At 56.9% G+C, this 14,186-nt stretch carries 28 protein-coding genes; all 28 read right to left on the reverse strand.

The genetic code is table 11. From position 1 onward, the window contains the following. Positions 1-5: 5 nt before the first annotated feature. Positions 6-416 (reverse strand): 30S ribosomal protein S11, encoded by a 411-nt coding sequence (gene rpsK / locus MTP42_RS12780; RefSeq protein ID WP_005934894.1) that lies wholly within the window; start codon positions 414-416, stop codon positions 6-8. 14 nt (positions 417-430) lie between these two features. Further along, the gene (gene rpsM, locus MTP42_RS12785) at positions 431-802 is read right to left on the reverse strand and encodes a 30S ribosomal protein S13 (RefSeq protein WP_005937976.1); all 372 of its coding nucleotides are present in this window, start codon (positions 800-802) and stop codon (positions 431-433) included. A gap of 81 nt (positions 803-883) precedes the next feature. Then, positions 884-997 carry a 50S ribosomal protein L36 gene (gene rpmJ, locus MTP42_RS12790; protein ID WP_005921832.1) on the reverse strand — a complete coding sequence of 38 codons (114 nt, stop codon included), beginning with the start codon at positions 995-997 and terminating at the stop codon, positions 884-886. A 35-nt stretch (positions 998-1,032) separates the two neighbouring features. Further along, positions 1,033-1,284 (reverse strand): translation initiation factor IF-1, encoded by a 252-nt coding sequence (gene infA, locus MTP42_RS12795; RefSeq protein ID WP_005937979.1) that lies wholly within the window; start codon positions 1,282-1,284, stop codon positions 1,033-1,035. A 383-nt stretch (positions 1,285-1,667) separates the two neighbouring features. Next, on the reverse strand, positions 1,668-2,459 hold the full coding sequence (gene map / locus MTP42_RS12800) for a type I methionyl aminopeptidase (protein WP_005934899.1): 792 nt from the start codon (positions 2,457-2,459) through the stop codon (positions 1,668-1,670). A gap of 2 nt (positions 2,460-2,461) precedes the next feature. Continuing rightward, entirely contained in the window at positions 2,462-3,094 is a 633-nt protein-coding gene (locus MTP42_RS12805) for an adenylate kinase (RefSeq protein WP_005934900.1), read from the reverse strand. A gap of 141 nt (positions 3,095-3,235) precedes the next feature. After that, a complete protein-coding gene (gene secY, locus MTP42_RS12810; protein ID WP_156058556.1) occupies positions 3,236-4,531 on the reverse strand; it encodes a preprotein translocase subunit SecY in 1,296 nt (431 codons plus the stop codon). A gap of 1 nt (position 4,532) precedes the next feature. Continuing rightward, on the reverse strand, positions 4,533-4,973 hold the full coding sequence (gene rplO, locus MTP42_RS12815; protein ID WP_005934902.1) for a 50S ribosomal protein L15: 441 nt from the start codon (positions 4,971-4,973) through the stop codon (positions 4,533-4,535). Between the two features lie 20 nt (positions 4,974-4,993). Then, positions 4,994-5,179, reverse strand: a complete 186-nt coding sequence (gene rpmD / locus MTP42_RS12820; protein ID WP_005934904.1) for a 50S ribosomal protein L30 — start codon at positions 5,177-5,179, stop codon at positions 4,994-4,996. A gap of 14 nt (positions 5,180-5,193) precedes the next feature. Further along, a complete protein-coding gene (gene rpsE / locus MTP42_RS12825) occupies positions 5,194-5,694 on the reverse strand; it encodes a 30S ribosomal protein S5 (protein ID WP_005934905.1) in 501 nt (166 codons plus the stop codon). A 19-nt stretch (positions 5,695-5,713) separates the two neighbouring features. After that, positions 5,714-6,073, reverse strand: a complete 360-nt coding sequence (gene rplR, locus MTP42_RS12830; RefSeq protein WP_005934906.1) for a 50S ribosomal protein L18 — start codon at positions 6,071-6,073, stop codon at positions 5,714-5,716. Between the two features lie 18 nt (positions 6,074-6,091). Next, positions 6,092-6,643 (reverse strand): 50S ribosomal protein L6, encoded by a 552-nt coding sequence (gene rplF, locus MTP42_RS12835; RefSeq protein ID WP_097771301.1) that lies wholly within the window; start codon positions 6,641-6,643, stop codon positions 6,092-6,094. A 17-nt stretch (positions 6,644-6,660) separates the two neighbouring features. Further along, on the reverse strand, positions 6,661-7,059 hold the full coding sequence (gene rpsH, locus MTP42_RS12840; RefSeq protein WP_097773249.1) for a 30S ribosomal protein S8: 399 nt from the start codon (positions 7,057-7,059) through the stop codon (positions 6,661-6,663). Positions 7,060-7,169: 110 nt separating this feature from the next. Then, on the reverse strand, positions 7,170-7,355 hold the full coding sequence (locus MTP42_RS12845; RefSeq protein ID WP_005921866.1) for a type Z 30S ribosomal protein S14: 186 nt from the start codon (positions 7,353-7,355) through the stop codon (positions 7,170-7,172). Positions 7,356-7,371: 16 nt separating this feature from the next. Then, positions 7,372-7,920, reverse strand: a complete 549-nt coding sequence (gene rplE / locus MTP42_RS12850; RefSeq protein ID WP_005934909.1) for a 50S ribosomal protein L5 — start codon at positions 7,918-7,920, stop codon at positions 7,372-7,374. 18 nt (positions 7,921-7,938) lie between these two features. Then, entirely contained in the window at positions 7,939-8,253 is a 315-nt protein-coding gene (gene rplX / locus MTP42_RS12855; RefSeq protein ID WP_005934911.1) for a 50S ribosomal protein L24, read from the reverse strand. 13 nt (positions 8,254-8,266) lie between these two features. After that, entirely contained in the window at positions 8,267-8,635 is a 369-nt protein-coding gene (gene rplN, locus MTP42_RS12860) for a 50S ribosomal protein L14 (protein ID WP_005921875.1), read from the reverse strand. A 43-nt stretch (positions 8,636-8,678) separates the two neighbouring features. Next, positions 8,679-8,936: a 30S ribosomal protein S17 gene (gene rpsQ / locus MTP42_RS12865; RefSeq protein WP_005921877.1), complete on the reverse strand. Its 258-nt coding sequence runs from the start codon at positions 8,934-8,936 to the stop codon at positions 8,679-8,681. A 12-nt stretch (positions 8,937-8,948) separates the two neighbouring features. Beyond that, positions 8,949-9,134, reverse strand: a complete 186-nt coding sequence (rpmC, locus tag MTP42_RS12870; protein WP_005934912.1) for a 50S ribosomal protein L29 — start codon at positions 9,132-9,134, stop codon at positions 8,949-8,951. Continuing rightward, positions 9,124-9,564 (reverse strand): 50S ribosomal protein L16, encoded by a 441-nt coding sequence (gene rplP / locus MTP42_RS12875; RefSeq protein ID WP_005934913.1) that lies wholly within the window; start codon positions 9,562-9,564, stop codon positions 9,124-9,126. The genes rpmC and rplP overlap by 11 nt, the downstream gene beginning before the upstream one ends. Continuing rightward, positions 9,564-10,268, reverse strand: coding sequence for a 30S ribosomal protein S3 (rpsC, locus tag MTP42_RS12880; RefSeq protein WP_005934914.1), 705 nt, complete (start codon positions 10,266-10,268; stop codon positions 9,564-9,566). Before rpsC ends, rplP begins: the two co-directional genes overlap by 1 nt. Before the next feature lie 12 nt (positions 10,269-10,280). Then, the gene (rplV, locus tag MTP42_RS12885) at positions 10,281-10,616 is read right to left on the reverse strand and encodes a 50S ribosomal protein L22 (protein ID WP_005921882.1); all 336 of its coding nucleotides are present in this window, start codon (positions 10,614-10,616) and stop codon (positions 10,281-10,283) included. An 18-nt stretch (positions 10,617-10,634) separates the two neighbouring features. Continuing rightward, complete coding sequence (gene rpsS / locus MTP42_RS12890) at positions 10,635-10,901, reverse strand: 30S ribosomal protein S19 (protein WP_005934915.1); 267 nt, start codon at positions 10,899-10,901, stop codon at positions 10,635-10,637. 17 nt (positions 10,902-10,918) lie between these two features. Next, positions 10,919-11,749 carry a 50S ribosomal protein L2 gene (gene rplB, locus MTP42_RS12895; RefSeq protein ID WP_005934917.1) on the reverse strand — a complete coding sequence of 277 codons (831 nt, stop codon included), beginning with the start codon at positions 11,747-11,749 and terminating at the stop codon, positions 10,919-10,921. 78 nt (positions 11,750-11,827) lie between these two features. Further along, entirely contained in the window at positions 11,828-12,124 is a 297-nt protein-coding gene (gene rplW, locus MTP42_RS12900) for a 50S ribosomal protein L23 (RefSeq protein ID WP_005934919.1), read from the reverse strand. Then, positions 12,124-12,747, reverse strand: coding sequence for a 50S ribosomal protein L4 (gene rplD, locus MTP42_RS12905; protein WP_005934920.1), 624 nt, complete (start codon positions 12,745-12,747; stop codon positions 12,124-12,126). Before rplD ends, rplW begins: the two co-directional genes overlap by 1 nt. A gap of 14 nt (positions 12,748-12,761) precedes the next feature. Then, on the reverse strand, positions 12,762-13,394 hold the full coding sequence (rplC, locus tag MTP42_RS12910; protein ID WP_005934921.1) for a 50S ribosomal protein L3: 633 nt from the start codon (positions 13,392-13,394) through the stop codon (positions 12,762-12,764). A 93-nt stretch (positions 13,395-13,487) separates the two neighbouring features. Further along, positions 13,488-13,799 carry a 30S ribosomal protein S10 gene (gene rpsJ / locus MTP42_RS12915; protein WP_005934923.1) on the reverse strand — a complete coding sequence of 104 codons (312 nt, stop codon included), beginning with the start codon at positions 13,797-13,799 and terminating at the stop codon, positions 13,488-13,490. Positions 13,800-14,186: the final 387 nt, after the last annotated feature.

Consider the following 14,186-nt stretch of genomic DNA (forward strand, 5'->3'; position numbering starts at 1 on the left):
TTCGATCAGACACGACGGCGCTTCGGGGGACGGCAGCCGTTGTGGGGGATGGGAGTCACGTCCTTGATCAGGGTGACTTCCAGGCCGGTAGCCTGCAGCGCACGGATAGCGGACTCACGGCCAGCGCCGGGGCCCTTGACGTAGACTTCAACAGTCTTCATGCCATGCTCGATTGCAACCTTGGCTGCGGTCTCGGCAGCAGACTGGGCTGCGAACGGGGTGCTCTTACGGCTGCCACGGAAGTTCAGGGAGCCAGAGGAGCACCAGGACACTGCATTACCCTGCAGGTCGGTGATGGTAACGACAGTATTGTTGAAGGTAGACTGGATATGAGCCTGACCAGCAGCAATGTTCTTGCGCTCTTTCCGCTTCATGCGGACATTTGCGCCCTTCTTGGCGTTATTTGCACTTGCCATTTCTCAAATCCTCCTTACTTCTTCTTGTTAGCGACAGTGCGCTTGGGACCCTTGCAGGTACGTGCATTGGTCTTGGTGCGCTGGCCGCGGCAGGGCAGATTCTTGCGATGGCGGGTGCCACGGAAGGACTGGATCTCAACCAGGCGCTTGATGTCCAGAGCAACGTTGCGGCGCAGGTCGCCCTCAACGATGATGTTAGCCTGATCGATGTAGTCACGGATCTTAGCCTCTTCTTCCAGAGTCAGGTCCTTGACGCGGGTATCGGGGTTGATGCCAGTTGCTTCCAGGATCTTGTTAGCAGTGGTCTGACCGATACCGTAAACGTAGGTGAGACCCACCTGAACGCGCTTCTCGCGGGGCAGGTCAACGCCGGCAATACGTGCCATAGTAGTATCCTCCAAAATCATCCCATGTCAGTGTCGGGGTCTGCGCCGGGACTCTACGCACTTGACCCCCAGGCGCCCGAATTAGCCCTGGCGCTGCTTATGCTTGGGGTTCTGGCAGATGACCATCACGCGGCCTTTGCGGCGGATGACCTTGCACTTTTCGCAGATGGGTTTCACGGAAGGCTTGACCTTCATGATGTTGAACCTCCTTTTGGTTGATGCCCTGGCACTTATTTGGAGCGCCAGGTGATGCGGCCCTTTGACAAGTCATAGGGCGACATTTCTACGGTAACCTTGTCCCCGGGCAGGATACGGATGAAATTGGTCCGCAGCTTGCCGGAGATGTGCGCTAAGAGGATGTGCCCGCTGGGAGTGAGCTTCCCGGTGTTCTTATCCTCGCTCAACATTTCCACCTTAAAGATGGCGTTGGGCATGGCTTCACGCACGATGCCTTCGATCTCGATAACGTCTTCTTTAGACAAGCTATTTGCCTCCTCATTGGATCTGCTCAGTTTGCCATGAATTGACGGACAGGCGGCGATAACCGCCACATACTTCTTCTCCTGCGGCACAAAATCCGCAAAGTGGGCAGAAAATCCCTGTCCACCGAGAAAGCATCTGGCTGTCACGGCCATTTATAGATTATACACCTTTTGCAATGGATTTGCAAGTGTTTTTTCCGTATTTCCGATAAAAAATTCTCGCATTTTCAAACCGGCCGTTTCCCCGCCCCGGTTTTGCGCTTCTCCACCGGGAAGGTGAAAATTTTTCACCAAAACTTGTCAGAATTGCACAAAGGACGGGCTCCGGATACAAAAAGACCTCCCGTTTCCGGGAGGCCTTGGGGGATGCTGTACCGGTTTGCTTACTTCAGGCAGAAGGTCTCGGGATCAAAATCGGGATCATCCCAGAAGCGGGTCATGATCTCGGTGTGATCCTTCAGGATCGCGTTCGAGTGCTCGAAGTGCGCTGCCAGACCGCCGTCCTTGGTCTTGACCGTCCAGCCGTCTTTGGCCTGGGTGATCTTGCAGTCGTACTGGCAGATCATAGGCTCAATGGCAATGGTCATGCCGGGCACAAGGCGGGGGCCGCGGCCCTGATGGCCGTAGTTGGGCACCTCGGGGTCCTCGTGCAATTCACGGCCGGTGCCGTGGCCCACGAACTCCCGGACCACGGAGAAACCTGCGTCCTCGCAGTAGCTCTGCACCGCATAGCCGATATCACCGATGCGGTTGCCGGCCTTTGCCTGCTCGATGCCTTTGTACAGAGCTGCCTTGGTCACATCCAGCAGGCGCTGTGCTTCCAGGTCGATCTTCCCCACCGCATAGGTGCAGGCGTTGTCGCCATTGAAGCCATCGACCTTTGCACCGGTGTCGATGCTGACGATGTCGCCCGGGCGGATGACGATATCATGCGACGGGATGCCATGGATGATGGTATCATTCAGGCTGATGCAGGCCGTTCCCGGGAAACCGTACAGTCCCTTGAAGTTGGGGGTACCGCCGTGCTTTACGATGAAATCGTAGATCAGCTTATCCAGTTCCCAGGTGGTCATGCCAGCCTCAATGTGCTGGCCGCCGTACTTCAGGGCAGCTGCGCTCAGGGCATTGGCCCTGCGCATTCCGTCCAGTTCTTTCGCATTCTTGATTTGGATCACGATTATGCCTCCAGTGCCTTCATCACTTCAGCGGTCGTCTCCTCGATGGAGGGGCAGAAGGGGATCACGGCCAGCTTGCCGCGCTCACGGTAGAACGCCACCAGCGGCTCAGTCTGCTCGTGGTAAGCCTTCAGGCGATCCAGAACGGTAGCGGGCTGGTCGTCCTTGCGGATGACGGTCTTGCCGCCGCACAGGTCGCACACGCCCTCGACCTTGCTCTTCTTGTTGATGATGTGGTAGCTTGCGCCGCACTTCTCGCAGACGCGGCGGCCGCTCATCCGCTCCACGATGACATCGTCCGCCACAGACAGCTCCAGCACCTTGTCGATGCGGATGCCCATGGTCTCGATGGCCTCGGCCTGAGCGATGGTGCGGGGCACGCCATCCAGGATGAAGCCGTTGGCGCAGTCGTCCTGTGCCAGGCGTTCCTTCAGGATGCCGATGATGACCTCATCGGGCACCAGAGCGCCAGCGTCCATGAAGCTCTTTGCCTTCAGGCCCATCTCGGTGCCTTCCTTGACAGCAGCGCGCAGGATGTTGCCGGTGCTGATGGAGGGGATGTTCAGCTTTGCGCAGATGATCTCGGCCTGGGTGCCTTTGCCCGCGCCGGGTGCGCCTAACAGAATCAGATTCATAGGTATTCTTCCTTTCTTCTAACAAAGGAGCCTTTTTTGATGTTTGAAGGAACTAACGCCCCTTCAAAGCAAAAAAGCACTGAAAAGTACGAGCATGCTCCCCTTTCCAGTGCTTTCTCACATCAGTGCTTTTGTTTTAGATCAGCCAAGGAAACCCTTGTGGTTGCGCATCGTCATAAAGCTGTCGAGGCTGCGGGTGGTATCAAGTGCCACACCAACCACGATCAGTAGGCTGGTACCGCCCAGCTGGATGCTCATACCGGTCAGGTTGCCCAGAATGATCGGCAGTACAGCCACCGCAGCCAGGAAGATGGCACCCATGAGGGTGATCTTATTCAGGGTGCGGGTCAGGAAATCGCTGGTCGGCTTGCCGGGACGGAAGCCGGGGATCGAGCCGTTGTTGCGGCGCAGATTGTTGGCGATCTCAACGGGGTTGTACTGGATGGCCACATAGAAGTAGTTGAAGGCCAGGATCAGCAGCAGGTAGATCACGATGTAGAGCAGCGACGTGTAGTTGAAGGTATGGAAGAAAGCATACCAGAACGGATGTGCTGCCTGATCGATCTGCAGGAAGCTGCCGATGGTGCCGGGGATCGAAACCATCGCGGAAGCGAAGATGATGGGCATCACGCCGCTCATGTTCAGCTTCAGGGGCAGGTAGCTGTTCTGCCCGCCCATCTGCTTGCGGCCCACCACACGCTTGGCATACTGGATGGTGATGCGGCGCTCAGCGTTGGTCATAACAACGATGAACACGATCACCACCAGTGCCAGCACCAGCAGCAGGGGCAGCAGGATATAGAACCGGGTCTCGCCTGCAGCGGCGCGGGTCAGCAGACCCGTGACGGTGGTGTAGACGCTGGACCAGTTGGAAACGATCGAAGAGAAGATCAACAGAGAGATACCGTTGCCGATACCCTTGTCGTCGATCTGCTCACCACACCAGGTGATCAGCTGCGCACCTGCGGTAAAGGTGGCAATGATGACAACGGCGGTAAAGATACCGGCCGCGCCGCTGGTGTACTTCAGTGCGCCCATATTGCGGATCACGAAGTAGTAGCCGAGGCTCATCACCAGAGCGATGACACCGCCGACATACCGGGTGATCTGCTGCATCTTCTGCTGGCCGTCGGCTTCCTTCGCCATGTTTTCCAGGGCGGGGATCGCAACGGTGAGCAGCTGCACAATGATGGAAGCGTTGATATAAGGCGTCACACCTAACGCGAAGAGTGTGCACCGAGACAGGGCACCACCGCTCATCATATCGAGATACGAGAGCATATTGCCGTTGGAGAACATCTGGTTCAGTGCAGAACCGGTGATGAACGGAACGGGGATGGCGCTGCCCAGACGATACACCACGAGGATCGCCAGCGTGAACAGGAGACGATTTTTAAGCTCGGGAATCTTCCATGCGTTACGGAATGTCTGGAACACCTTACATCACCTCAGCCTTTCCGCCTGCCTTCTCGATTTTCTCTTTGGCAGAAGCGGAATAGGCTGCGGCCTTGACGGTCAGAGCCTTGGTCAGCTCGCCGTTGCCCAGGACCTTAACACCGTCCAGAGTCTTCTTGACCAGACCCTTTGCCTTCAGAGCCTCGGTGTCAACGACATCGCCAGCATTGAAAGCTGCTTCCAGGTCAGCCACGTTAACAATGGCGTACTGGGTAGCAAAGATGTTGTTAAAGCCAACCTTCGGCAGGCGGCGTGCCAGAGGCATCTGGCCGCCCTCGAAACCAGCGTGCTTCACGCCGGAACGGGCCTTCTGGCCCTTGCTGCCGAAACCGGCAGTCTTGCCATTGCCGGAGCCAATGCCGCGGCCCTTGCGGGTCACAGCCTTGTTTGCACCGGGAATAGCGTGCAGTTCATGAAGTTTCATTATGCGTATACCCCCTGCTATTAGGCTTCGGTGACGCTGAGCATAAAGCCGATCTTTGCGATCTTGCCCTGCGTAGCGGCATTGTCAGGCTGAACGGTAACGTCGCCCGGCTTCTTCAGGCCCAGGGCCTCAGCGGTAGCGATCTGCTTAGCGCCGCGGCCGATCAGGCTCTTCTTCAGCTCGATCTTGAGCATCTTATCTGCCATGGTTTGTTACCTCCTTAACCCAGAATCTCACTCACGGTCTTGCCGCGCTTCTCAGCGACGGACTCCGCGCTGACCAGGCCGCACAGACCTGCGAAGGTAGCAGAAACAACGTTGATGGGGTTGTTGGAACGCATAGACTTCGCACGGACGTCCTTGATGCCAGCAGCCTCAATGACGGCACGCACAGGGCCGCCGGCGATCATGCCGGTACCGGGTGCAGCCGGCTTGAGCAGAACGGCACCTGCGCCGTACTTGCCGACGATCTCGTGGGGGATGGTGGTGCCCTTCAGGGCAACCTTGTGCATGTTCTTCTTTGCAGCAGCCTCGCCCTTGCGGATTGCCTCAGGCACTTCGCCAGACTTGCCGATGCCATAACCAATGGTGCCCTTGCCGTCGCCCACGACAACCAGAGCGGCAAACTTCATGATGCGGCCGCCCTTGACAGTCTTGGAAACGCGGTTGATGGAGACAACCTTGGTGATCATGCCGTCGTCTTCACGGTTTCTCATAGCCATAATGTGTTTCCTCCTCTCATTACAGCTTCAGGCCGCCCTCACGGGCGCCATCAGCCAGGGCCTTAACACGGCCATGATAAACGTAGCCACCACGGTCGAACACGACCTCGGTGATGCCCTTTTCCAGAGCCTTTGCTGCGACCTTCTTACCGATCTCAGCTGCGGCCTCGACGTTGCCGCCGAAACCATTGAAGTCCTTGTCCATAGTGGATGCAGACACCAGGGTCACGCCCTGCTCATCATCGATGATCTGAGCGTAAATGTGCTTGGCGGAGCGGAAAACATCCAGACGGGGACGTGCTGCGGTGCCGCTGATCTTGTTACGAACGCGGCGATGACGACGAAGACGAGCTTCGTTCTTGTCGATCTGCTTAACCATTGTCTTTCACTCCTTACCTTATTTCTTGCCCTTGCCGGCCTTGCCTTCTTTGTGCTTGACAACCTCGCCTGCGTAGCGGATGCCCTTGCCCTTGTAGGGTTCGGGCGGCTTCTTGGCGCGGATCTCGGCGGCGTACTGGCCCACCTTCTGCTTGTCAATACCAGTGACAGAGAAGTGGTTGGGGTCCTGCCACACGATGGTGCAGTCCTCGGTATCGGGGACATTCACCTGGTGGGAGAAGCCCAGGTTCATAACCAGGTTGGAGCCCTGCTTCTGGCAGCGCAGGCCAACGCCCACGATCTCCAGCTTCTTCTCGTAGCCGTTCACAACACCGTTGACCATGTTAGCGATGTTGGTACGGGTCAGGCCGTGCAGGCTGCGGGCCTTGGGATCGTCATTGGGGCGGGTAACCAGAACTTCATTGCCCTCGACCTTAACGGTCATCAGGGGGTGGAAGTTGGAATTCAGGCTGCCCTTGGGGCCCTTGACAGCGACGGTGTGTGCTGCTTCATCAACAGTAACAGTGACGCCGGCAGGAATGACGATGGGTTTTCTTCCAATTCTCGACATTGTCTTTTACCCCTTTCTTACCACACAAAGGCCAGGACCTCGCCGCCAACGTGCGCAGCACGAGCAGCCTTATCGGTCATGATGCCCTTAGAGGTGGAAATGATTGCGGTGCCCAGGCCCTTCATGACCTTCGGCATATCCTCGCAGTTGGTGTAGATGCGCAGGCCGGGCTTGGACACGCGGCGCAGGCCAGAGATAACGGGCTCGCCGTTAGCCTGGTACTTCAGGGTGACAACGATGGTGCCCTGAACGGTGTCGTTCTTCACCTGCATGCCCTTGATGTAGCCCTCGTCAACCAGAATCTGGCAGATAGCCTTCTTCATGTTGGAAGCGGGGATCTCCACAGAAGGGTGTTTGGCAGTGCTAGCGTTGCGGATGCGAGTCAGCAGGTCCGCGATAGGATCAGTAATCTGCATGTGCCACTAACCTCCTTAGATTAGCTCTCATTTGTTTTATAATGATACCGCCCCGAAACATGCTTGCCCCGGGGCGGATATCCGACATTCTATCCAGCCCTCTGGCTTGATTACCAGGAAGCCTTCTTCACGCCCGGGATCTCGCCCTTGTAGGCCAGCTCACGGAAGCACACACGGCACACGCCGTACTTGCGCAGCACGGAGTGGGGGCGGCCGCAGATGCGGCAGCGGGTGTATGCACGGGTAGAGAACTTAGCAGGACGAGACTGCTTCAGCTTCATAGACAGTTTAGCCATTGTACCAATCTCCTCCTTAGTTATTCTCGGTAGCGAACGGAGCGCCCAGAGCCTTCAGCAGCTCCTTGCCCTCTTCGTCGGTCTTAGCGGTGGTAACAAAGCAGACATCCATGCCGCGGACTGCATCGACCTTATCAAAGTCGATCTCGGGGAAGATGATCTGCTCCTTGATGCCGCATGCAAAGTTGCCGCGGCCGTCAAAGCCGTTGCCGTTGATGCCGCGGAAGTCGCGGACACGGGGCAGAGCGACGTTGAAGAAACGATCGACAAACTCGTACATACGCTCACCACGCAGGGTGACCTTGCAGCCGATGGGAGTGCCCTGGCGCAGCTTGAAGTTAGCAACGCTCTTCTTGGCACGGCAGACGACTGCCTTCTGGCCAGTGATCTGGCCCAGATCCTTCATAACAGCTTCCAGGATCTTCTCGTTGTCCTTGGCTTCGCCGCAGGCAACGTTGATGACGACCTTGTCCAGCTTGGGGATCTGCATAACGCTCTTGTAACCGAACTTAGAGTTCAGAGCAGGAGCAATTTCATTGACATACTGTTCTTTCAAACGAGCCATTGTTCCTTACTCCTTTCCTTACAGCTCAGCGCCGCACTTCTTGCAGACGCGGACCATCTTACCGTCCTTCTCGACGTGGCCCACGCGCACGGCCTTACCGCACTTGGGGCAGATGGGCATGACCTTGGATGCGTACATAGCACCCTCAGCCTTCACGATGCCGCCCTGCTCGCCCTGACGACGAGGCTTGACGTGCTTGGTAACCATGTTCTGGCCCTCAACGATGACCTTGTTCTCAGAGGGGCTGACCTGCAGGACCTTACCAGTGTGGCCCTTGTCCTTGCCGCTGATGATCATAACGTTGTCGCCGGTTTTAACATGAAGATTATTCATTTTTAAAACCTCCTTACAGCGATTCCGGAGCCAGGCTCAGGATCTTGGTGTAGCCGGCATCACGCAGCTCGCGAGCAACAGGTCCAAAGATACGGGTACCCTTGGGGTTCTTGTCGGCCATAACGATAACGGCGGCGTTCTCATCAAAACGGATGTAGGAACCGTCGTCGCGGCGCACGCCATGCTTGCTGCGCACGATGACAGCCTTGACGACGTCGCCCTTCTTAACGGAGCCGCCGGGGGCTGCCTTCTTGACAGAGCAGACCACGACGTCACCAATGTTTGCGTATCTCTTGCGGGTGCCGCCCAGCACACGGAAGCACATCAGCTCCTTGGCACCGGTGTTGTCGGCAACTTTGAGATAAGTTTGCATCTGAACCATTTCAGATATCTCCTTTCAAACTGTTCAAAGCAGCGGGCAAAGATTACTTTGCCTTCTCAACGATACGGACCAGGCGCCAGCGCACATCCTTGCTCAGGGGGCGGCACTCCATGATCTCAACACGGTCACCGATACCGCACTCGTTCTGCTCGTCACGAGCCTTGAACTTCACGGTACGCTTCAGGATCTTCTTGTACAGGGGGTGCTGCACGCTATCCTTAACGGCAACCACGATGGTCTTATCCATCTTGTCGGACACGACAACGCCGACGCGGGTCTTTCTCAGATTACGTTCTTCCATCGTTTAACCTCCTTACTGCTTCTCAGCCAGAACGGTCATCACGCGGGCGATGTCCTTCTTGACTGCGTCGATGCGGCCGGGGTTCTCCAGCTGGTTGATGGCATGCTGGAAGCGCAGGTTAAACAGCTCAGCCTTCAGGTCGACCAGCTTGCTGGTCAGCTCTGCGGTCTGCATTTCGCGGAGTTCATTAGCCTTCATTGGTGCCATCCTCCTTCACGGAGTCCTCACGGACTGCAAATTTGCACTTGATGGGCAGCTTGTGCATAGCCAGGCGCAGAGCCTCGCGAGCAGTTGCCTCATCGACATCTGCCAGCTCGAACAGAACGCGGCCGGGCTTAACGACAGCGACCCAGTACTCGGGAGAGCCTTTACCGGAACCCATGCGGGTCTCAGCGGGCTTCTCAGTAACGGGCTTATCGGGGAAGATCTTGATCCACACCTTGCCGCCACGCTTGATGTAACGAGTCATGGCAACACGAGCAGCCTCGATCTGGGTGGAAGAGATCCATGCCGGCTCCAGAGCAACAAGGCCGTACTGGCCCTGGCACACCACGTTGCCGCGGGTAGCCTTGCCGGTCATGCGGCCGCGCTGAACGCGGCGGTACTTAACACGCTTAGGCAGTAACATTACTTGTTGCCTCCTTCCTTCTTCTGAGCGGTCTTAGCGCTCTTCAGGACCTCGCCCTTGTAGACCCACACCTTAACGCCGATGCGGCCGTAGGTGGTAGCAGCCTCAGCAAAGCCGTAGTCGATGTCGGCACGCAGGGTCTGCAGGGGGATGGTGCCCTCGTGATAGCTCTCAGTACGAGCGATATCAGCGCCGCCCAGACGGCCGGAGCACATAGCCTTGATGCCCTTAGCGGGAACGGTGGAACGATCGCGGGGGCTCATAGCATTGCGCATGCACTGCTTCATGGCACGGCGGAAGGTCACACGGTTCTCCAGCTGACGAGCGATGTCCTCAGCAACCAGCTGTGCGTTGGTGGAAGCGCTCTTGACCTCGATGACATTGACGATCACAGTCTTGCCATACTCCTTGGTCAGCTTGTTCTGCAGAGCAACGCGCTCCTCACCGCCCTTGCCGATGACCATGCCCGGCTTAGCGCAGTAGATGTTAACAGTCACGCGAGGAGCGGAAGTGGAAGGATCCACAGTACGCTCGATCTCGATCTTGGGGACACCAGCGTCCTTCAGCTGAGCCTTCAGCTCAGTGCGGATCTTGTGATCCTCGACGAGGTTATCGCTGAAATCCTTCTTGGAGGCAAACCAGCGGCTGTCCCAGTCTTTAATAACGCCGACACGAATGCCGTGCGGATTTACTTTCTGGCCCATTGTTTTCCCTCCTTACTCTTTCTCTTTCAGAACAACGGTCATGTGGCTGGTGCGCTTCAGGATGCGGTAGCCGCGGCCCTGTGCACGAGGCATCATGCGCTTCAGCGTGGGGCCGGGGCACACGTAGCACTCAGCAACGTACAGATTGTTCTTGTCCATATTGAAGTTGTTTTCCGCATTAGCGGCTGCAGACTTCACCAGCTTCAGAAGGGGCTCACAAGCGGCCTTCGGGGTGTACTGCAGGATTGCCAGCGCTTCGTCCAGGGGCTTGTTACGGATCAGGTCCATAACGATAGACACCTTACGGGGACTAATGCGGGCATAACGAAGAATTGCCCGAGCTTCCATGTTGTGTTCCTCCCTCTATTATTTAGAATTACCGGTGTGGCCCTTGAAGGTACGGGTGGGAACGAACTCACCCAGCTTGTGGCCAACCATGTCCTCAGTCACATACACAGGCACATGCTTGCGGCCGTCGTGAACGGCAAAGGTGTGACCAACGAATTCGGGGAAGATCGTGGAGGCGCGGCTCCAGGTCTTGATGACCTGCTTCTTGCCGGAAGCGTTCATTGCTTCAACGTGCTTCAGAAGAGCAGCCTGGACGAAAGGTCCTTTTTTAATGCTTCTACCCATTGTCTTAAACTCCTCTCTTACTTACCTGCACGCTTCACGATGAGCTTATCGGAGCGCTTATGATGCTTGCGAGTCTTGAGACCCAGAGCGGGCTTGCCCCAGGGAGTCATAGGACCGGAGTGACCAACAGGTGCGCGGCCCTCGCCACCGCCGTGGGGGTGGTCGCAGGGGTTCATAACGGTACCACGGCTGCCGGGACGAACGCCCATGTGGCGCTTACGGCCGGCCTTGCCCAGGTTGACGTTCTCGTGGTCGATGTTGGAAACCTGGCCCACAACTGCGGTGCAGTTCACGGCCACGTTGCGCATCTCACCGGAGGGCAGACGAACCAGAGCGTAGCCATTCTCCTTAGCCATCAGCTGAGCCATGTTGCCAGCGGAACGAACCAGCTGAGCGCCGCGGCCGGGATACAGCTCGATGTTGTGGATGATGGTACCAACGGGGATGTTCTCGAAGGGCAGGCAGTTGCCGGGCTTGATGTCGGCAGACTTGCTGCTGATGACCACATCGCCCACCTTCAGGCCATCGGGAGCAATGATGTAGCTCTTAACGCCATCGGTGTACTCGACCAGAGCGATGAATGCGCTGCGGTTCGGATCATACTCGAGAGTCTTGACGGTAGCGGGGATATCGGTCTTCTGACGCTTGAAGTCGATGACACGATACTTGGTGCGGTTGCCGCCGCCCTGGTGGCGGACGGTGATACGACCGGTGTTGTTGCGGCCGCTGTGCTTCTTCATGGGCTCCAGCAGGCTGCGCTCGGGAGCGACCTTGCTCAGGACGCTGTAATCCGTGACGGTCATGCCGCGGCGGCCCGGAGTAGTGGGGCCATACTTCTTGATAGCCATTGTGCTATTCTCCTTTGTTTATCTTATGAATTATTATCGGGGTCATATCCCCATAGAGGAACCCTCGGCGGGTTCGGTTTAGACCATGCTGTTGAAGAACTCGATTTCCTTGGAGTCCTTGGTCAGGGTCACGATTGCCTTCTTGGAAGCGGCAGTGTAACCAGCATGCATGCCCTGGCGGCGGAAGCGGCCACGCACGGAAATAGTGTTGACCTTAGCGACCTTAGCGCCGGGGAACAGGGTCTCGACAGCCTGAGCGATCTCGACCTTGGTGGCATCAGTAGCAACCTTGAAGGTGTACTTCTTATCAGCGATGCCAGCCATGGAGTTCTCGGTAATGACCGGCTTCAGGATGATATCATGTGCGGTTTTCATTAGCCAAGCACCTCCTCGAGCTTCTTAGCTGCGTCGACGCTGATGATCAGCTTGTCGGCGTTCAGCACATCGTAGGTGTTCACGCTGCCTGCAAAGGTGGTCTTGACACCAGCAATGTTGCCAGCGCTCTTGACGAACTTTGCATCGACGGTCTCGTTGACCAGCAGGTTCTTCTTGCCAGCGCCAACAGCGTTCAGCATTGCAACCACAGCCTTGGTCTTGTACTCGTCGCAGGTGAACTTATCAACAACGACCATGTTGCCATTGGCAGCCTTGTCAGACAGAACGCTCAGCAGAGCCAGGCGCTTGACCTTGTTGTTGATGTGGTAGTTGTAGCTGCGGGGCTTGGGGCCCAGAGCAACGCCGCCGTGAGTCCACTGGGGAGCACGGATGGAGCCCTGACGAGCGTGGCCGGTGCCCTTCTGACGCCAGGGCTTCTTGCCGCCGCCGGAAACTTCCATGCGGATCTTGGTGTTCTGGGTGCCCTGACGCTGGTTGGCCAGGAAGTTCACCACAGCAATGTGGACAGCCTTCTCGTTCGGGGTGATACCGAACACGGCGTCGGAAAGCTCGATCTCGCTAACGTGCTGACCGTTCATATCGACTACATTAAACTTTGCCATTGTAGCTTTCCTCCTTACGCCTTCACGCTGTTGGCCAGAGTGACGATGGTGCCCTTGGAGCCGGGAACCGCACCCTTGACAGCGATCAGATTGTTCTCGGTGTCAACCTTGACAACGGTCAGGTTCTGCACGGTGACCCGCACAAAGCCCATGTGACCGGGCAGGCGCTTGCCGGGGAACACACGAGAGGGGTTGGAAATAGCGCCCATAGAACCTGCATGACGAGCAACAGGGCCGGTGCCGTGGCTCTCACGCAGACGGTGCTGGCCAAAGCGCTTGATAACGCCCTGGTAGCCCTTGCCCTTGGAAACGCCTGCAACGTCAACCTTGTCGCCTGCTGCGAAGACATCAGCCTTCAGCACGTCGCCAACGTTCATTGCGGAAACATCTTCCAGACGGAACTCGCGCAGGGTCTTCTTGGGGGCAACGTTTGCCTTCTTGAAGTGACCTGCAGCTGCCTTGTTGACCTTCTTGGCGGAAACCTCGCCGAAGCCCAGCTGGACAGCCTGGTAACCATCGCTCTCGACGGTCTTCTTCTGCACCACGGTGCAGGGACCAGCCTCGATGACAGTTACGGGAATAACCTTGCCGCTCTCATCGAACAGCTGGGTCATACCGACTTTCTTGCCGATAATGCCTTTAACCATTTTCTTTTCCTCCTGTAAAGGTTATTGGTTGGCGGCGCACGTCACCGCCAACATGACCCCTCGGGAAACGAGGAGCATCGCTTGGATCAGCTGTTACAGCTTGATCTCGATGTCCACGCCAGCGGGGAGCTGGAGGCTCATCAGAGCCTCGACCGTCTTGTTGGACGGCTTCAGAATGTCGATCAGACGCTTATGAGTGCGGCTCTCGAACTGCTCGCGGCTATCCTTGTACTTGTGGGTAGCGCGCAGAACGGTAACGATCTCACGATCGGTGGGCAGGGGGATGGGGCCGGACACGCGGGCACCAGTGTGCTTTGCGGTCTCCACGATCTTCTCTGCTGCGGCATCGATCAGCTGAGCATCATAGCTCTGCAGACGGATTCTGATTTTCTCTTTGACTGCCATTGCTTACGCCTCCTGAAAAAATTGATTTTGCCCTAGGCGAGCCGATAAATTGCTCTACACAGTTCCGGGTGTTCCTCGATTTGGCACTAGAAAAACCGGTGAACCGCTTGGCAGTTCTCCCGGAGATATATTAGCAAATCAAATCCGAACATTGGTTCCGCCCGTTTCGCAGGTTGCCCCGCCGAGGGAACGTATTCCATCGCTGTCAGTAATTTTTTCGCCCGGTTCTAAGATCGGACATACTCCGCGGAAATAACCCATCACGGCTATTGCCGGATGACAACCTCCCGCATCTACGCATATCGCTGGCCTGCACGACTTGTATCGCACAAGCCCTTTGCAGCCGAGAAACATTTTATCACATCTGCGTGCATTTGGCAAGTGTTT

Source organism: Faecalibacterium sp. I2-3-92 (assembly GCF_023347315.1).
Taxonomy (GTDB): Bacteria; Bacillota; Clostridia; order Oscillospirales; family Ruminococcaceae; genus Faecalibacterium; species Faecalibacterium duncaniae.